The organism is Flavobacterium frigidum, from assembly GCF_048286795.2.
In genome coordinates this window covers 15,005-30,053 of sequence record NZ_JBLVPT020000012.1, presented here as the reverse complement: position 1 = coordinate 30,053, position 15,049 = coordinate 15,005, and the positions used below count along the sequence as shown (strand labels likewise).

Below are 15,049 nucleotides of genomic sequence, written 5' to 3'. Positions count from 1 at the left end.
AAAATTTACTTAACAATAACACTACTTCAGGAATGGCATCAACAATATTAGGAAAGCTGTATTTAATACCTACAACAATGGGCGATTGTGATCCTATGGATGTATTGCCACAAACTATAAAAAGAAGTATCGACCTCATTGATTCCTATATTGTAGAGAATGACAAGACTGCTCGAAAATCAATCAAAATTGTTAATCCAGAAAAAAAACAAGCAGATTTAAAACTGTTTATTTTAAACAAACACACTGAGACTAAGGAACATTTGGAATTCATTAAACCATTGTTGGCTGGAGAAAACATGGGATTAATGAGCGAAGCAGGTTGTCCAGGAGTTGCTGATCCCGGTGCAGTAATCGTTAAACTTGCGCATGAAAAAGGAATTCAAGTTATACCGTTAGTAGGTCCTTCTTCAATTCTTTTGGCAATGATGGCCTCCGGAATGAATGGACAAAGCTTTACATTTCACGGATACTTGCCTATTGAAAAAGACGAAAAAAAAGCAAGTTTTAAAACTCTGGAAAGAGTCTCTTTTGAAAAAAATCAATCTCAAATTTTCATTGAAACTCCTTACAGAAACAATAAATTATTAGAGGATTTAATGCAAACCTTGCATCCCGAAACGCATTTGTGCATTGCTACAGATATCACCTTACCTACTGAATACATTATGACCAAGAAAATTGCGGCTTGGAAAAAAGAGAGTATCGATTTGCACAAACGTCCTACCATTTTTATCATTCATAAGATGTAATTTTTTTAGTATCAAAAACTTCAAAATTTGAACTTGTTTAAATGTATTCAATTAATTTAAACCCATTTTGCAATACTAAATTATCTTAAAACGCTCCTAATACAAGACAATTCTAATAAAAATACCTATTTTTATACTAAGAATTATTGTTTTTATCATGAGTAAACTTCCCAATATTAACACGAGTATTTTTACGGTAATGTCACAACTGGCAGCTGAATATAATGCTATCAACCTATCCCAAGGTTTTCCAAACTTTCCAGTTGATGAACGATTAACTGATATTGTTGCCAAACTGGCCAAAGAAAATGTACATCAATACACGCCTATGTCTGGCTATGTACCATTATTATCAAAAATAGCGATACTAGTGAATCACTCCTATGGAAGAACTATTCAGCCTGAAACGGAATTGTTAGTTACCGCTGGAGCGACCCAAGCCATTTTCACCACCATAACTGCTTTAGTAAAAAATAATGATGAAGTCATTATCTTAGACCCAAGTTATGATTGCTATGAAGCACCCGTTTTATTGTGCAACGCAAATCCAGTTCGGGTAGCACTTAATGACGATTATACTCCAAATTGGGGAGTTATCGAACAGGCGTGTACTTCAAAAACCAAAATGATAATCATCAATAATCCGCATAATCCAACGGGGAAAATTTTAACAGATTCTGATTTTGAAGCCCTAGAAATTCTGCTCGAAAGATATCCGGATATTTTATTACTTGCTGATGAAGTCTATGAATACATCACTTTCGAGGAAAAACATATTTCAGCTCATACTCGTAAAAAACTATTAAATCGCTGTGTAATGGTTTCCTCATTTGGAAAATCGTTCCATGTTACGGGATGGAAAGTGGGCTATTTAGTTGCACCAGAATATTTAATGAAAGAAATCAAAAAGGTACATCAATTTTTAGTTTTTAGTGTCAATAGTATTTGTCAGATTGCCATTAGCGAATATTTAGAGATTGTTTCTGTTTCTGAAATCGGGAAATTATATCAGGAAAAACGGGATTACTTTAGACAATTATTAAAAAAGAGTCGCTTCGAACTAATGCCGTGCGAAGGAACTTATTTTCAAGTGGCGTCATATGCAGCTATATCAAATGAGAATGATGTTGATTTTTGCAAACGACTTATTAAGGAAGATGGCGTGGCTGCTATTCCTATTTCTACTTTTTATGCCGATGGAAAAGACCTGAAATTAATTCGGTTTTGCTTTGCCAAAGACAATGCTACGCTGGAAGAAGCCGCTAAAAGATTGTGCGCCATATAAAATCGATATTTAAATTTATTTTTATTATGCGTGCATACTATTTAATTTATTATATTTACAATAAAAAAATATCAAAATATGAGCTATACAGATAAAATGTTACGCGACGATGCCCTAAAAGGCAAAGTAATTGTCGTAACTGGAGGAGGAAGCGGTTTAGGAAAAGCAATGACTAAATATTTCTTGGAATTAGGAGCGCAAGTTGCCATTACTTCCAGAGATATAGAAAAACTTAAAAATACTGCTGCAGAACTGGAAACGGAAACGGGCGGATCATGCCTACCAATTCAATGTGATGTGCGTCATTATGAAGAAGTGGAAAATATGCTACAAGAAGTTTTGAAAGCTTTTGGTAAAGTAGATGTTTTACTTAATAATGCTGCTGGAAATTTCATTTCTCCTACTGAAAGATTATCTGCAAATGCTTTTGATACTGTAATTGATATCGTTTTAAAAGGATCAAAAAACTGTACACTTGCTTTTGGGAAACATTGGATTGACACCAAACAAAAATCATCTACCATTTTGAATATTGTTACGACTTACGCTTGGACAGGTTCTGCTTACGTGGTACCTAGCGCAACTGCAAAAGCAGGAGTTTTAGCAATGACAAGGAGCCTTGCGGTAGAATGGGCAAAATACGGAATCCGTTCGAATGCAATTGCACCAGGACCATTCCCAACTAAAGGCGCTTGGGACCGATTATTACCAGGAGATTTAGCCGAAAAATTTGATATGGCTAAAAAAGTACCGTTAAAACGTGTGGGAGATCATCAGGAATTAGCCAATCTAGCGGCTTATTTAGTTTCTGATTTTTCAGCATACATCAACGGAGATGTTATAACAATTGATGGTGGTGAATGGCTGAAAGGTGCTGGACAGTTCAATTTACTTGAAGCAATTCCTGAAGAACTTTGGGATCAACTGGAAATGATGATCAAAGCAAAGAAGAACAAATAATAGTTTTAAAAAAATTAAACCATTAAGAGAGTAAGAAAAATTAAGAATTAACACTTAATACACTTTACTTTCCTAATGGTTTGATATTGTAATGTTTTCTAGGGCAAGCAAAATTTCACTTTTTAGCAAACCACTCCCGCCTCCATAGTGTTGTACTATACTGATATCGGGATTTTGATTTCTGAAAAAAGTGCACAATTCAGCTTCACTTTCTTCTTGAATTCCGGAATCTAATAATACAAGTGAAAAATATTTTTTTAGAAAAATTTCCTTCGCTTCCTCATCATTTGTCACACCTACTCCGCTCCAATTCTCGTTTGCATTTATCAATCGGATGACGGTTTCTAGAATTTCCAGATGTCTTCCTATGTATAAAATATGTATGGTTTCCATCATTCTATTCTTATAACACAAATCCTAAAGAGAATGATTCTTTACCATTTGAGCCGATTCGTTTTAAAATTATTGTTGTAAAAATTGTAATTCGACATTCAAACGAACTTCTTCGCTTACTAAAACACCGCCAGTTTCAAGCGCCGAATTCCAGTTTAATCCCCAATCTTTTCTGTTGATTTTTCCTTCTAATGCAAGTGCCATTTTGGTATTTCCCCATGGATCTTTCATTAATCCTCCATATTCTGTAGCTAATTTTACTGATTTTGTAACACCGTGTAATGTTAAATCACCAACCAATTCATATTCACCTTCATTAATTTTGGTGAAAGAAGTTGCGCTAAATTTAATTTCTGGAAACTGAGCAGCATCAAAAAAATCTGGACTCAATAAATGAGTATCTCTATCCGCATTTCCTGTTGTTACGGAATCAATTGCTCCTGTGAATTCAATTTTCGCGTTTTCTAAATTGCTGTCTTCTGCTTCAATCGTTGCATCAAACTTTGAAAATTTACCTGAAATAGTAGTAAACATCATGTGTTTCACTTTAAAACCAATTTCTGAGTGTGTTGGGTCAATTACCCATTTTGTTGTTGACATAGTATTATTATGTTTTATTAGTTATTTCTATTATTCGTTTATATAATTACAATTTCATTGGAACTTCCATCAATAATATCTCAGCATTGGATGAATTAGCGGTTATTTTGATTGCATTGGTATCCCAAATTCCTAATCCGTCACGTTCATTTAAAGAGATGTTACCTATCGTGAAATCCCCTTTTAAAACAAAAGCATAAATTCCGTTTCCCGGTTTTTTCAATTCATACGAAGTAGCAAAATCGTGATCAAATTTCCCAATATGAAACCAAGCATCTTGATGAATCCAAACACCTTCATCTTCTGGATTTGGTGATAAAATTTGCTGTAATTTATTGTGCCGATCATTTAAATCTAAAGTAATTTGATCATAACGAGGCGTTACATTTTTTTGATTCGGATAAATCCAAATCTGTAAAAATTTAACCAATTGGTCTTTGTTTTTATTGTACTCGCTGTGAAAAATCCCCGTACCGGCGCTCATCGCTTGAATATCACCTTCCTTGATTACGGTAGTATTTCCCATACTGTCTTGATGTTCTAAATCACCTTCGAGCGGAATAGAAATAATTTCCATATTATCATGCGGATGTTTCCCAAAACCCATTCCTTGGCTGACTCTATCATCATTAAGAACACGCAACACACCAAAATTCATACGTTCTGGATTGTGGTAATTTGCAAAACTAAAAGTATGATAGGATTCTAACCAGCCGTGATTAGCATGACCGCGAGTATTTGCTTTATGCAAAACCGAATTCGTAATTGCATTTTCTATTATTTTATCTGTATTTTCCATTTTCTTGTACTTTACTATTGTGGTACAAAGTTGCGTCAAAAAAAAAGCGCTCGCATTGAACTAGGACAAGAAATGAAAAATAACGAGAATTTAGTGTTTGGCGATTTTAGTTCTTATCTTACTAAGAAACTCAGCCGAAATACCCAAATACGAAGCAATATAATGTTGGGCAACGCGCTGAGAAAGTGTGGGATAATGGTCGAGAAATTCTAAGTATTTCTCGATGGCAGTTTTAGAAATAGTATTAAATAAACGCTCTTGAGTAACCGCAAGACTGCGTTGCATGAGGATTCGGAAAGCGCGTTCAAATTTTGGTGCTCTAACTAATAATTCTTCTTTAGTTTCTGGGCTAAACATAAAAAAATCACAATCTTCTAATGTTTCAATGTATACCCTACTTGGTTTTTCTTCATAAATGCTAAACGAAATATCACTAACCCAAGCATTTTCGATGGCAAATTGCAGAATAACTTCAAAACCATTGGCATCAATATAATATTTCCGTACACAACCTTTTATTACAAAAGCTTCAAAATTGCACATTTCGCCTTCATGAAGTAAAATTGTTTTTTTGGAAACCGTACGATATTCCAATAAAGAATTGAAAATTTCTAACTCTTTTTTTTCAAACGTGACATATCGACTGATGTTGGTATTAATTTGTGAATACAAGATAATATGATTTAGAAACTAAAGATAAAAAAAGGAGAATGAACTACGACTAATAAACAAATTTAATTAGCAATATTTCCTCAAAAAATAAAATCCACTCCCAATTAAATTCCTATTTTTGTCCCGATAAATACATAACAAATAAAGTATGCTCATTATAGGAATTGCAGGTGGTACAGGAAGCGGAAAAACAACTGTTGTACATCAAATCATGAATGAATTACCACAAACAGAAGTAGGAATTATTTCACAAGACTCCTATTACAAAGAAAATCATGGACTTTCATTTGACGAAAGAGCATTAATTAATTTTGATCATCCGCGCGCCATTGATTTTGAATTATTGGTAAAACACTTGAAAGAATTAAAAGAAGGCAACAACATCCACCAGCCCGTTTATTCCTTTGTAACGCACAATAGAACAGACGATACTGTTTTTACACATCCCCGAAAAGTGATGATTGTAGAAGGGATTTTGATTCTTGCAAATCCAGAATTAAGAGAATTATTTGATGTGAAAATATACGTACATGCTGACTCTGACGAGCGATTAATCCGTCGTATGAAAAGAGATATCGTTGAGCGTGGCCGTGACATGCACGAGGTGATCAACCGGTACCAAAACACACTCAAACCCATGCACGAACAGTTTATTGAACCAACAAAAGCTTTTGCTGATATCATTATACCAAACGACAAATACAACACCGTAGCCATAGATGTGGTTCGAGCAGTAATAAACCAAAAAATTTTATAAATTAGTTGTAATTTTAAAGCATACAATTATTAGGAGCTATTTCCCGCTTTCCGTTGCAATCTTTTAGTAGGTGAATCTTCCTTCGTCAGTATCACCTACTAAAAGGATTTCCACTGTAATCGGGGCTAAAAAAAATAAAAATGACAAATCCACACAAAGACAAACCTTGGTTTAAATTTCTAAGCAATAAATATGTCTGGGTTTTGTTGTTTTTTGTCACTTGGATGCTTTTTCTAGACAATTATTCGTACTTCGGTCACCGAGTTTTAGACAAACAAATCAACGAATTAGAGGACAACGCAAACTATTACAAGGAAGAAATAAAAAAAGACCAAAAGAATATCAAACAATTAAAGAATCCCGAACAGATAGAAAAATACGCCCGAGAGAAATATTATATGAAAAAAGATAGTGAAGACATCTATATCATCGAATTTGAAGGCGATACGATTGAAAAAAAATAAAATCCCATCCCAAACCCATCGCAAAGGGAAGGAAATGTGAAATTTATAGTAATTATTAAAAATATAACACCAAGTTTCGGTTCCCTCTACTTTATAGAGGGCTGGGGTGAGGAAAATAACAAACAAAATGGCTACAAACCTTTTCGATGATTTCAATCCCATTTCCTCCAAACAATGGAAACAAAAAATCCAATTTGAACTTAAAGGAGCGGATTATAATGAAACGGTAGTTTGGAATTCTCCAGAGGACATTCAAGTAAAGCCTTTTTATCATAAAGATGAGCTGGCCAAATCTTTTCCTATTGCTACAAAAGCAACTGAGTTCAGTATTTGTCAAAATATATTTGTTTTTGATATTGAAAAATCAATAGAACGAGCACAAGATTCCTTGAGTCGTGGTGCTGACAGCCTTCGTTTTACAATAGAAAATGAATCGATTGAGGTGACCTATCTATTAGAAAAATTACCCTTAGAAAAAGTTACCGTTTATTTTAATCTGGGATTTATTTCAATCGATTTCGTTAAAAAAATAGATGCATTTGCCAAGAAAAATAACACCACTATTTTCTGTAATCTAGATCCTATTGGGCAATTAGCCAAAGAAGGAAACTGGTTCACAACCTCAGAAAAAAGTAATTTTGACACCTTAAATATACTTACTCAAACCATTTCTACGGTATCTTTATTGAGTATTAATAGTGCCTTGTACCAGAATGCAGGAGCAACTATAGTGCAGCAAATTGCTTATAGTTTAAGTCACGCGAATGAGTATTTTAATAGAGTTGAGCAGATCAATAAACCCATCGTTTTTGAAGTGGCCGTTGGGACCAATTACTTTTTTGAAATAGCAAAACTCCGAGCTTTGCGATTACTTTTTACAACAATCGCAAAGGAATACAACCACAATATAGACTGCAACATCATCGTTTCGCCTACAAAACGAAATAAAACAATATACGATTATAACGTAAACATGTTACGCACCACTACCGAATGTATGAGTGCTATCATTGGCGGTGCAGATGCTATTGCCAATTTACCTTATGATGCATTGTATCACAAAGACAATGAATTTGGTGACCGAATTGCCCGAAACCAATTGTTGATTCTCAAAAATGAAAGTTATTTTGACAAGGTGAATAATCCAGCTGACGGCAGTTATTACATTGAGACACTTACGAATCAATTAGCTGAGAAAGCATTAACGCTATTCAAAGATATCGAGGCAAATGGTGGTTTCTTGAAACAACTTAACGATGGAATAATCAAAAGGAAAATTCAGGAAAGTGCTGATGCAAGTCAAGAATTATTTGATTCTGGGAAAGAAATTCTATTAGGCACAAACAAACATCCTAACAAACAGGATAAAATGAAACATGATTTAGAATTGTTTCCTTTTGTAAAAGTGAAACCAAGAAAAACCTTGATTACACCAATAATCGAAAAACGTCTTGCAGAGAAAATAGAACAAGAGCGATTGAATCTTGAATAATCAGCTTAACTCTGTTATTTAATTTAACACCACTGGAAAAGAGTATATTTACTTTACTAAAACATAAAATAATGGAAGCCATCAGACAAATCGTTAAGGTGAAAAACCACAAAATAAGTATAACACTGCCAGATGATTTTACTGCTGATGAAGTTGAAGTGATTATTCTTCCAAAGTCGAATAATGTAGAAATCCCTCAATGGCAAATAGACCAAGTTAGAGAAAGAACTGAGAAATATCTTAAGAATCCTTCTTCAGCGCAAGATATTGATGATTTTCTAAAAGCTATTGATGGTAAGTTATAAAATTGTAATTGTTGAGGAAGCGAAACTTGATTTCATAACAGCTTTGGACTGGTACAAAAGCATTCAACCTAAATTGGGTGATACGTTTTCCAATTCTTTCAAGGAAAGTTTAAAAATAATTAAGTCAAATCTGCTTCTTTTTCAAATAAGATATGACAACACCAGATTGGCTTTAATTGAAAATTTTCCATATTTAATTCATTTCAACAGCTATGAGAACACAATTGTCATCAAAGCTATTTTTCATACTTCACGAAATACTGAAATATGGATTGAAAGGAATTAAAATTTCAAAAATATAATCTTTGTACTAAACAAATGAAAAGAAAAGATTTACAACATATAAAATTAGAAAGTACACTGTTGAAAGTGGAGCATGAACATGCACCAGCTGATGCTTTTCTAACTGCAGAAGGAATTGAACTAAAACAAACGTACTCAGAACAAGATATTGAGAACATCAAGCATCTTGATTTTGGAGCAGGTTTCGCACCCAATTTACGCGGGCCTTATGCAACGATGTACGTGCGCCGACCTTGGACTGTGCGCCAATATGCAGGATTTTCTACTGCCGAAGAAAGTAATGCTTTTTACAGACGAAACTTGGCTGCTGGTCAAAAAGGACTTTCTATCGCTTTTGATTTACCAACACATCGCGGTTATGATTCGGATCACGAGCGTGTGGTGGGAGATGTTGGAAAAGCAGGAGTTGCGATCGACACTGTTGAAGATATGAAAGTGTTGTTCGACCAAATTCCGCTAGATGAAATGTCCGTTTCCATGACAATGAATGGTGCCGTTTTACCTATTATGGCTTTTTACATTGTCGCTGCTGAAGAACAAGGCGTCAAACCCGAATTACTATCGGGAACGATACAAAACGACATTTTGAAAGAGTTTATGGTGCGCAACACCTATATTTATCCGCCAACTCCTTCCATGAAAATCATCGCTGATATATTTGAATACACGAGTAAAAACATGCCCAAGTTCAATTCTATTTCGATTTCTGGATACCACATGCAAGAAGCGGGAGCGACAGCTGATATTGAATTAGCGTACACGCTGGCTGATGGATTGGAATACATTCGAACAGGATTAGCAACCGGTATGAAAATTGATGAGTTTGCACCAAGATTATCCTTTTTTTGGGCGATTGGGATGAATCACTTCATGGAAATTGCCAAAATGCGTGCTGGTAGAATGATATGGGCTAAACTGGTCAAACAATTCGAACCAAAAGACGATAAATCATTAGCCTTGCGAACTCATTGCCAAACTTCGGGTTGGAGTTTAACGGAGCAGGATCCTTTTAATAATGTGGCTCGAACCTGTATTGAAGCAGCAGCTGCCGCTTTTGGAGGAACACAATCTTTACATACCAATGCCTTAGATGAAGCCATCGCTTTACCTACGGATTTCTCTGCAAGAATTGCAAGAAACACACAGCTTTATCTACAAGAAGAAACTAAAATAACTAAAACCGTAGATCCTTGGGCTGGTAGTTATTATGTCGAAAGCTTGACGAATGAAATTACTGAAAATGCTTGGAAACTTATTGAAGAAGTAGAAGAACTTGGCGGGATGACCAAGGCCATTGAATCTGGAATTCCGAAACTTAGAATCGAAGAAGCGGCGGCCAGAAAACAAGCGCGCATTGACAGCGGACAAGACATTATTGTAGGGGTGAATCAATATCGATTAGAAAAAGAAGATCCGTTACAGATTTTGGATGTGGATAACCAAATGGTTCGCAAGCAACAATTGGAACAATTAGACCGAATCAAAGCAACTCGAGATACCGAAAAAGTTCAAAATTCACTAAAAAAATTAACCCTTTGTGCACAAACAGGAGAAGGTAATTTACTGGAAATTGCTGTTGAAGCTGCTCGAAACAGAACTACTTTAGGAGAAATTAGTGATGCACTAGAAGCGGTTTTTGGACGATACAAAGCACAAATTAAATCTTTTAGCGGCGTGTATAGTAAAGAAATAAAAGACGACAAAAGTTTTGAAGAAGCAAAAAAATTAGCAGATGCCTTTGCTGTTAAGGAAGGCCGTCGTCCCCGAATCATGATTGCAAAAATGGGACAAGACGGACACGATCGTGGGGCAAAAGTAGTGGCGACCGGTTATGCCGATGTAGGTTTTGATGTAGACATTGGTCCACTTTTTCAAACACCAGCAGAAGCAGCTAAACAAGCTGTAGAAAACGACGTACATATTCTAGGCGTTTCCTCTCTTGCTGCAGGACACAAAACTTTGGTCCCACAAGTTATTGAAGAACTTAAAAAGTACGGTAGAGAAGATATAATGGTAGTAGTTGGCGGAGTAATTCCTGCACAAGATTACCAATTTTTATTTGATGCCGGTGCGGTTGCCGTATTTGGACCCGGAACAAAAATTAGTGAGGCTGCTATTAAAATTTTAGAAATATTAATGGGAAGTTTCGAATAAAACACATTGAATGTCAAATCTATCTAAAACATTAGTCGAAAGAGAAATGCTTTTTTGTTTTTTGATAGTTCATTAGTACAATAAGAATTCCTTATATCTATCCAATTTTTTATCAATTGTTCTAAAATAAAAAAGCTGTGAAAAGTAAATTTCACAGCTTTTTTTCATAATGTATCTTATTCTTAAATCTGAATGCTTCTTACAGTTGCGTTACTATCTGCAATAATAAAAGACGTATCGTAACCTCCAAATAACTTCATATAAGTTCTTATTGAAGTTCCGTATGCATCTCTAAAATAACGCTTACCCTTGTTTTTAAAATACTTTTTTACGGACCCAGCACCACCTAGATGTGCTGCTGCTAAAATCCCTGACTCTGTAACATGAATTCCGTTCAGAATTGTTCCCTCATATTTTTCAATTTCCTTTTTCAGTTCCCATTTATTTTTTGCTAATAGAGCAATAAAGGCTCTTTCTTGCAATTCAGGACTATTCAAAAAAGAAGAACTGCTTCGCACTCCAACTGACTTTAATGTTTCAATACCAAATTGATATTTACCTAAATAACCTAAGGAATTAATTTTTCTGTATTTACTTTCAGATTCTCTATAACCAATTGCTTCTCTGAAACCTACGAAAAAGTTTCCGGTAAAAGGGATGTTCGAATTGATGTAATCTTCTTGTTTTTCAGAAGGAAATAAGTAGTGTGTTCCTTCTTCTTCATTGATAAGAAACCAAGGGCTGGTTTCTAAGTTAAACGGTCTAAAACCGGAGCTCAAAAAAACTGTAATTACAGTTAGACTAGTGTAAAAATACCACTTCTTTATCATAAATTTTTTTTCTTCAAAACGCTGTCCCGTTAAGAAATTTCTATGTGCAAATATACAACAAAAAAAATTATACTGATAATCAGGTAGTTAAACTTGTCTAAAAATAGATGAAGTGGTATTTAATATCGTTAAAGTGCACAAATTCGATTGTAGGCGCAGGAATCTTCACAGTATTTAAAATAGAGAAAACGGTCTTTAAAAAATGTGAATTTGTTTTTATTTTTTTCAAATCAACATCCAAACTCAGATATAATTGCCTGAATCTTTTGGGATTAAATGCTGTATTCGGAAGTACAACTTCTTTCTTTCCAGTTATCATTCCTTCCGCCCCATAACCTAGGGCTACATTGAGCCATTTTGGTATTTTTGAGTCTTTTGTAAACGAATTTAAATTAATGGAAAGCCAATACGTTTGTCCGTTATAATCTTTAAGAATTTGTTCTGAAAAGGAACTTCCTAAAACTGAAGGTCTAAAAATGGCATATTTTGTAGTATGAAAGGAAAATTTGGGTGTAATGCGCTGTTCCTGCCAAATCAATTCTTGTGAAATATACAAAGCTGTTCCAGCAGCATTGGCGATTATGTCCCCAGAAGAAGCGCCCCATTCAGCGGAATAGCCGTCCATTACCTCAACAGCTGTTAAAAACGCAAAGCCCAATCCCGCTCCATAAAACACCTGATTTTTTTTAGAAGTGCCACTCCATTGCAGCATCTCAGCTCCGAATCGTCCCAAATGATAGGAGGAAAATAGATGACCAGCTTTGTCCATTTGGAGCCATTCAGAATTGTCATTTATAAAGTGAAAATCAGATTTGGGATAATCCGCATACCAAACCTCATTCAAGCCAATTAAAGTTCCCGTGGCCAAAATTGATTCGGTAATAACAACCGTATTTTGCCTTTTTAGATTCAAAGAATCAGAAGGTTTGAAAAAATGAGATGGTTTACTTTGGCTAAAGCCAATTTGAAAAACGACTAGAAATAAAAATATATAGCCAAAAGTAGTTCTCAAAACTATCTTTTTACGCCTTGACTATTGATCCAATCTGAATATTTTTTTGCATTTACATTGTGTTCTGGCAATGTAGCAGCAAACTCATGGTAACCAAAATGCTCTACACTTGCGCAGAAATAAATAAAATCATTTTTTTCAGGATCTAGAACCGCTTCCAACGCAGTAATATCAGGCATTGCAATAGGTCCTGGAGGCAAGCCTATATTCATATACGTATTGTATGGATGCGGCATTATTAAATCCTTGTAAAAAACTCTTTTGATGACTTGATTAAAATCATTCGATTTCTTTTTCATGGCAAATATCACCGTAGGATCTGCTTGCAAGGGCATTTCTAATCTCAATCGGTTCAAATACACTCCGGCAATTCTTGGTCTTTCGTCTTTTTTAACAGATTCTTTGTGAACAATTGAGGCTAAGATTGTCGCTTCAACTGGAGTTAGACCTTGTGCTTTTGCCTTTGCAATTCGCTCTTCATTCCAGAAGTTGCGGTATTCTTTGATCATTTTATCACGGAACTTTTCAGCGGTGATGTTCCAATAAATCTCATACGTATTCGGAATAAAAAGCGCCAAAACATTCTCTTCATTGAACCCGTTTTCTTTTAAAAAAATAGAATCTTTGAACGAATTCAACAATGATAAACTATCGGCTTCAATTTGAGAGCCTACACGTCCTGCTAAATTTTCTACGCGCTCTTGATTATTAAACGCCAGTTTTACGGGTGAATTAAGTCGCAACGTTTTAACCAGAGCGTAACTATTCATTCCCTTTGTCAATAAAAAACGACCCGGAATCACATTATCAGTATAGCCTCGTTTGTTGGCGACCATTTCAAATCGATCCATGTTCTCTACATAAGGTGTCATAATTTTTTTTACATCCTCGTATTTTGCATCTGTAGGAACGTAAACGTATACCTCATCATCCGAAAATTTGGTGTTGGCAGAAAAAATTTGTCTCAAAAGTATCAAACCATAAATCATTAATACTGCTATTACAACAACGGAGACTATGCTAATTATTTTTTTAATATTCATAAGTGGTATTTTTTTACGAGGAAACATGTCCCTAATGTGCTTTCTATTTATTTGATTTTGAAACGATACCGATTCAAAGTTTCAATTTTAAAAATTAGTATTGATCAATTGAAAAATAGCTTCGTCTTTATATACGCCGTTTACGAGGGTCCAATCTTTCTTCACACCTATTCTTTCAAATCCAAATTTAGTAAAAAGTGCTGTACTTGCTGCATTTTCGGTACCAATATTTGCATACAATTGGTGCAAATTAAGATTGTAAAAAGCATATTCGATTAATAATTGTAATGCTTCAGAACCAATATTTTGACTTCGGTTGTCTTTATTTTGAATTACGATACCAACTCCTGCCCTATTATTCTTTGGATCAAAATCAAATAAATCGATTAAACCTAAGGCTGGAAAATCTTGGTCTTGACAAATAGCCAATCGCAACTGTTTGGCTTCATAGATGTCTTGCTGGGCATTTTCTAAATATTGTTTGACTAAAAACCGACTGTAGGGCGTGTGCGTATTACTCACTTCCCAAATGCTTTGATCGTTTTCTATTGCATACACAAACTCCAAATCATTGGGTTCTAATGCTCGAATGTAGATATTGTCGCCTTTTAATGTTTTCATTTTAAAATTAAGATTTTACTTAATTATTTTTATACCCTATTTTTTTTCTAGGTTCGGTATTATCTTTTTTGTCAATTAGTTCATCAAGATAATTAAAAACAAGTTCTATATTTTTAGTGTGATTAGAGAGTTTCTTTTTAATTTCTTAAATTTCTAATTTCATGCTCATTGTATCGGTAAGCATCGCTCTTATTTTTGTAAAAACTCGTATAATTTGAATATTTACTTTTATAGCAGTAGTGCTGTTAAGTACACTTGACAGCATTGCGACACCTTGTTCTGTGAATGCCATAGGCATATACCTTGTTCCTCCCCAACTTGAGGTGCCAATTTGGCTCCTCAAATTATCGAATTCTAACTGATTAAGTTCAAACATAAAATCGTCTGGAAAGCGTTCTATGTTCCTACGAACCTGCCGTTTGAGTTGTTTGTTTTCTACCGCATAAAGTTCCGATAAATCTTTATCTAACATAACTTTTTGATCTCTTATCAAATAAATTTTACTGCTAATAATATCATCCGGAATCATAATTGCTTTAACCATATTTTCTACATTGTTCGTGAAAATTATTTTTTTACTGAATAAAAATTACATCCTTTAGCTTCC

At 34.6% G+C, this 15,049-nt stretch carries 18 protein-coding genes; 9 read left to right on the top strand and 9 right to left on the bottom strand.

All coding sequences use genetic code 11. From position 1 onward, the window contains the following. Positions 1–32: 32 nt before the first annotated feature. From ACNQGB_RS12020 to ACNQGB_RS12010, 3 genes are all read left to right on the top strand, one after another. Positions 33–752 (top strand): SAM-dependent methyltransferase, encoded by a 720-nt coding sequence (locus tag ACNQGB_RS12020; protein WP_417945214.1) that lies wholly within the window; start codon positions 33–35, stop codon positions 750–752. A gap of 157 nt (positions 753–909) precedes the next feature. Continuing rightward, the gene (locus ACNQGB_RS12015; protein WP_417945215.1) at positions 910–2,037 is read left to right on the top strand and encodes a methionine aminotransferase; all 1,128 of its coding nucleotides are present in this window, start codon (positions 910–912) and stop codon (positions 2,035–2,037) included. A gap of 78 nt (positions 2,038–2,115) precedes the next feature. After that, a complete protein-coding gene (locus ACNQGB_RS12010) occupies positions 2,116–2,997 on the top strand; it encodes an SDR family oxidoreductase (protein WP_417945216.1) in 882 nt (293 codons plus the stop codon). A gap of 72 nt (positions 2,998–3,069) precedes the next feature. Here ACNQGB_RS12010 and ACNQGB_RS12005 read toward each other — a convergent pair whose 3' ends face one another. From ACNQGB_RS12005 to ACNQGB_RS11990, 4 genes are all read right to left on the bottom strand, one after another. Further along, positions 3,070–3,390: a response regulator gene (locus ACNQGB_RS12005; protein ID WP_417945217.1), complete on the bottom strand. Its 321-nt coding sequence runs from the start codon at positions 3,388–3,390 to the stop codon at positions 3,070–3,072. A 69-nt stretch (positions 3,391–3,459) separates the two neighbouring features. Beyond that, positions 3,460–3,990 carry a YceI family protein gene (locus tag ACNQGB_RS12000; protein WP_417945219.1) on the bottom strand — a complete coding sequence of 177 codons (531 nt, stop codon included), beginning with the start codon at positions 3,988–3,990 and terminating at the stop codon, positions 3,460–3,462. 46 nt (positions 3,991–4,036) lie between these two features. Further along, positions 4,037–4,789, bottom strand: a complete 753-nt coding sequence (locus ACNQGB_RS11995) for a pirin family protein (protein ID WP_417945220.1) — start codon at positions 4,787–4,789, stop codon at positions 4,037–4,039. Positions 4,790–4,879: 90 nt separating this feature from the next. Next, entirely contained in the window at positions 4,880–5,461 is a 582-nt protein-coding gene (locus tag ACNQGB_RS11990) for a Crp/Fnr family transcriptional regulator (RefSeq protein ID WP_417945222.1), read from the bottom strand. 148 nt (positions 5,462–5,609) lie between these two features. Here ACNQGB_RS11990 and udk point away from each other — a divergent pair, with 148 nt between their 5' ends. The 6 genes from udk to scpA all read left to right on the top strand — a co-directional run bounded on the left by udk (position 5,610) and on the right by scpA (position 10,936). Then, on the top strand, positions 5,610–6,218 hold the full coding sequence (udk, locus tag ACNQGB_RS11985; RefSeq protein ID WP_309757548.1) for a uridine kinase: 609 nt from the start codon (positions 5,610–5,612) through the stop codon (positions 6,216–6,218). A 140-nt stretch (positions 6,219–6,358) separates the two neighbouring features. Further along, complete coding sequence (locus tag ACNQGB_RS11980) at positions 6,359–6,682, top strand: FtsB family cell division protein (protein ID WP_417945224.1); 324 nt, start codon at positions 6,359–6,361, stop codon at positions 6,680–6,682. Positions 6,683–6,809: 127 nt separating this feature from the next. Then, a complete protein-coding gene (locus ACNQGB_RS11975; protein ID WP_417945226.1) occupies positions 6,810–8,174 on the top strand; it encodes a methylmalonyl-CoA mutase subunit beta in 1,365 nt (454 codons plus the stop codon). A gap of 71 nt (positions 8,175–8,245) precedes the next feature. Next, positions 8,246–8,479 (top strand): hypothetical protein, encoded by a 234-nt coding sequence (locus ACNQGB_RS11970; protein WP_417945227.1) that lies wholly within the window; start codon positions 8,246–8,248, stop codon positions 8,477–8,479. Next, the gene (locus ACNQGB_RS11965) at positions 8,466–8,765 is read left to right on the top strand and encodes a hypothetical protein (protein WP_417945229.1); all 300 of its coding nucleotides are present in this window, start codon (positions 8,466–8,468) and stop codon (positions 8,763–8,765) included. The genes ACNQGB_RS11970 and ACNQGB_RS11965 overlap by 14 nt, the downstream gene beginning before the upstream one ends. Before the next feature lie 32 nt (positions 8,766–8,797). Beyond that, positions 8,798–10,936 carry a methylmalonyl-CoA mutase gene (gene scpA / locus ACNQGB_RS11960; RefSeq protein ID WP_417945230.1) on the top strand — a complete coding sequence of 713 codons (2,139 nt, stop codon included), beginning with the start codon at positions 8,798–8,800 and terminating at the stop codon, positions 10,934–10,936. A gap of 182 nt (positions 10,937–11,118) precedes the next feature. Here the strand turns inward: scpA and ACNQGB_RS11955 are convergent, their stop codons facing one another. From ACNQGB_RS11955 to ACNQGB_RS11935, 5 genes are all read right to left on the bottom strand, one after another. Continuing rightward, on the bottom strand, positions 11,119–11,766 hold the full coding sequence (locus ACNQGB_RS11955; RefSeq protein WP_417945232.1) for a peptidoglycan-binding protein LysM: 648 nt from the start codon (positions 11,764–11,766) through the stop codon (positions 11,119–11,121). 97 nt (positions 11,767–11,863) lie between these two features. Continuing rightward, the gene (locus ACNQGB_RS11950; RefSeq protein WP_417945234.1) at positions 11,864–12,778 is read right to left on the bottom strand and encodes a DUF2279 domain-containing protein; all 915 of its coding nucleotides are present in this window, start codon (positions 12,776–12,778) and stop codon (positions 11,864–11,866) included. 2 nt (positions 12,779–12,780) lie between these two features. Further along, complete coding sequence (gene mltG / locus ACNQGB_RS11945) at positions 12,781–13,821, bottom strand: endolytic transglycosylase MltG (RefSeq protein ID WP_417945236.1); 1,041 nt, start codon at positions 13,819–13,821, stop codon at positions 12,781–12,783. A gap of 87 nt (positions 13,822–13,908) precedes the next feature. After that, entirely contained in the window at positions 13,909–14,442 is a 534-nt protein-coding gene (locus tag ACNQGB_RS11940; protein ID WP_417945238.1) for a GNAT family N-acetyltransferase, read from the bottom strand. A 145-nt stretch (positions 14,443–14,587) separates the two neighbouring features. Further along, positions 14,588–14,986, bottom strand: coding sequence for an ORF6N domain-containing protein (locus ACNQGB_RS11935; RefSeq protein ID WP_417945240.1), 399 nt, complete (start codon positions 14,984–14,986; stop codon positions 14,588–14,590). Positions 14,987–15,049: the final 63 nt, after the last annotated feature.

What these genes read in the sequence shown, in the direction of transcription:
- ACNQGB_RS12020 (WP_417945214.1), top strand. Translation starts at nt 33, where the DNA reads ATGGCATCAACAATATTAGGAAAGCTGTATTTAATACCTACAACAATG.
- ACNQGB_RS12015 (WP_417945215.1), top strand. Translation starts at nt 910, where the DNA reads ATGAGTAAACTTCCCAATATTAACACGAGTATTTTTACGGTAATGTCA.
- ACNQGB_RS12010 (WP_417945216.1), top strand. Translation starts at nt 2,116, where the DNA reads ATGAGCTATACAGATAAAATGTTACGCGACGATGCCCTAAAAGGCAAA.
- ACNQGB_RS12005 (WP_417945217.1), bottom strand. Translation starts at nt 3,390, where the DNA reads ATGGAAACCATACATATTTTATACATAGGAAGACATCTGGAAATTCTA.
- ACNQGB_RS12000 (WP_417945219.1), bottom strand. Translation starts at nt 3,990, where the DNA reads ATGTCAACAACAAAATGGGTAATTGACCCAACACACTCAGAAATTGGT.
- ACNQGB_RS11995 (WP_417945220.1), bottom strand. Translation starts at nt 4,789, where the DNA reads ATGGAAAATACAGATAAAATAATAGAAAATGCAATTACGAATTCGGTT.
- udk (WP_309757548.1), top strand. Translation starts at nt 5,610, where the DNA reads ATGCTCATTATAGGAATTGCAGGTGGTACAGGAAGCGGAAAAACAACT.
- ACNQGB_RS11980 (WP_417945224.1), top strand. Translation starts at nt 6,359, where the DNA reads ATGACAAATCCACACAAAGACAAACCTTGGTTTAAATTTCTAAGCAAT.
- ACNQGB_RS11975 (WP_417945226.1), top strand. Translation starts at nt 6,810, where the DNA reads ATGGCTACAAACCTTTTCGATGATTTCAATCCCATTTCCTCCAAACAA.
- ACNQGB_RS11970 (WP_417945227.1), top strand. Translation starts at nt 8,246, where the DNA reads ATGGAAGCCATCAGACAAATCGTTAAGGTGAAAAACCACAAAATAAGT.
- ACNQGB_RS11965 (WP_417945229.1), top strand. Translation starts at nt 8,466, where the DNA reads ATGGTAAGTTATAAAATTGTAATTGTTGAGGAAGCGAAACTTGATTTC.
- scpA (WP_417945230.1), top strand. Translation starts at nt 8,798, where the DNA reads ATGAAAAGAAAAGATTTACAACATATAAAATTAGAAAGTACACTGTTG.
- ACNQGB_RS11955 (WP_417945232.1), bottom strand. Translation starts at nt 11,766, where the DNA reads ATGATAAAGAAGTGGTATTTTTACACTAGTCTAACTGTAATTACAGTT.
- mltG (WP_417945236.1), bottom strand. Translation starts at nt 13,821, where the DNA reads ATGAATATTAAAAAAATAATTAGCATAGTCTCCGTTGTTGTAATAGCA.
- ACNQGB_RS11940 (WP_417945238.1), bottom strand. Translation starts at nt 14,442, where the DNA reads ATGAAAACATTAAAAGGCGACAATATCTACATTCGAGCATTAGAACCC.
- ACNQGB_RS11935 (WP_417945240.1), bottom strand. Translation starts at nt 14,986, where the DNA reads ATGGTTAAAGCAATTATGATTCCGGATGATATTATTAGCAGTAAAATT.